Consider the following 1535-nt stretch of genomic DNA (forward strand, 5'->3'; position numbering starts at 1 on the left):
ATCAAGGCGTTCCGCAACACGGTGCTTGGCGAGACATGGGTCGAGACCGGCGAGGCGCCGGACTGGCAACGGCTGGCGGACCGCCGCGAGGCATGGACGCCCGGCACGGTTCCAGCGCGGGGCCTGTTCCTGACCGCCGGCGCCGACGTGCAGAAGGACCGGATCGAGGTCGACGTCTGGGCCTGGGGCCGCGGGTTGGAAAGCTGGCTCGTCGATCATGTCGTCATCGAGGGCGGGCCGGGGGATCCGGCGTGCTGGCAGCAGCTGACTGACCTGCTCGGGCGGACATGGACCCATGCCTCGGGCGAGCACCTGACCATCGCGCGGCTGGCGATCGACACGGGGTTCGAGACCAGCGCGGTCTATGGATGGGCCCGGCAGGTCGGCTTCGCGCAGGTCGCACCCGTGAAGGGGCTCGACGGGTTCAATCGGGCGAGCCCGGTGACGGGGCCGACCTATGTCGACGCCACCGTCGCGGGCAAGCGCCTGCGGCGCGGCGCGCGGCTGTGGTCCGTGGCCACGGCGACCTTCAAGGCCGAGACCTACCGCTTCCTGCGGCAGGACAGGCCGACCGCGGAAGAGGTCACGGCCGGTGCACCGTTTCCGCCGGGAACGGTCCACTTGCCGTCCTGGACGGACAGCGAATGGCTCAAGCAGCTGACCGCCGAGCAGCTGGTCACGGTCAAGGGCAAGCGCGGCTTCTCGAAGCTCGAATGGCAGAAGCTTCGGGAACGCAACGAGGCGCTGGACTGCCGGGTCTACGCCCGCGCCGCCGCCTGGATCGCCGGTGCCGACCGATGGTCGGAGGCGCGCTGGCAGGACCTGGAGCGGCAACTGGCGGTGGAGACGCCCGCGGCGGACGGTGAGCCGCCGGCCCGGCCCGCGAACCGCCCGGCGCCGCGACGGCGGACGCGGCGGTCGAGTTACATGTCGTAGCCGGGTTAAAGCCCCTCGGCGGCGCGCAGCCGCTCGGTCGCGTCGATGACGCCGGTCACGTCCCAGATTGCGTCGCGCAACAGGAACTTGTGGCTGTTCGTGTGCTCGATGAACTTCGAGTGGTCGCGCACGACTTGGGCCGGGATCAGGGCGGCCCGCAGGATCCTGAATTCATCGTCGAAGAGGACGGCGGCCAGGATGTCGAAACCGTCCGGATCGCGGATCGCGGAGAGTTGCCGCGAACCGTTGCGCCGGTGAATGCGGCGTCCCTTGATCTGATACCGAGCCCCGTCTTCGTCCGTGGCGTCGAAGGACTTTGCGGAATTGTTCTCCTGGTCCCAGCCGAATGCGGCGCAGAACAGGTACTCGGCAAGATCGCCGGTGGGATTGTTCGCCGAACGAAGAACGTTTCTTGCCCGCAGCTCCTCCATGGTCGCGGCGTGAAGGGAGAGGAGTTCGGCGATCGATCTGCTGGCGAGAGAGTCCATGCCATCCTTATGGCTGAGCCGCGCCGTGACCGCCACCGGCGCGTGGTGAGTGCGGCGTCAACTGGCCCGCATCAACGGGGAGAGGTGATCCATGACCGCTGTGACGGAACT

2 protein-coding genes are annotated in these 1535 nt (G+C 68.7%); one reads left to right on the plus strand and one right to left on the minus strand.

The window, feature by feature from the left end; genetic code table 11:
* On the plus strand, positions 1-936 hold a 936-nt coding region (locus AB6A66_RS17400; protein ID WP_371056889.1), incomplete at its 5' end, for a terminase gpA endonuclease subunit.
* A 5-nt stretch (positions 937-941) separates the two neighbouring features.
* Here the strand turns inward: AB6A66_RS17400 and AB6A66_RS17405 are convergent.
* On the minus strand, positions 942-1460 hold the full coding sequence (locus AB6A66_RS17405) for a hypothetical protein (protein ID WP_371056890.1): 519 nt from the start codon (positions 1458-1460) through the stop codon (positions 942-944).
* Positions 1461-1535: the final 75 nt, after the last annotated feature.

Origin of the sequence: Rhodosalinus sp. K401, from assembly GCF_041365735.1 — a bacterium.
In the GTDB taxonomy this organism is placed as follows: domain Bacteria; phylum Pseudomonadota; class Alphaproteobacteria; order Rhodobacterales; family Rhodobacteraceae; genus Rhodosalinus.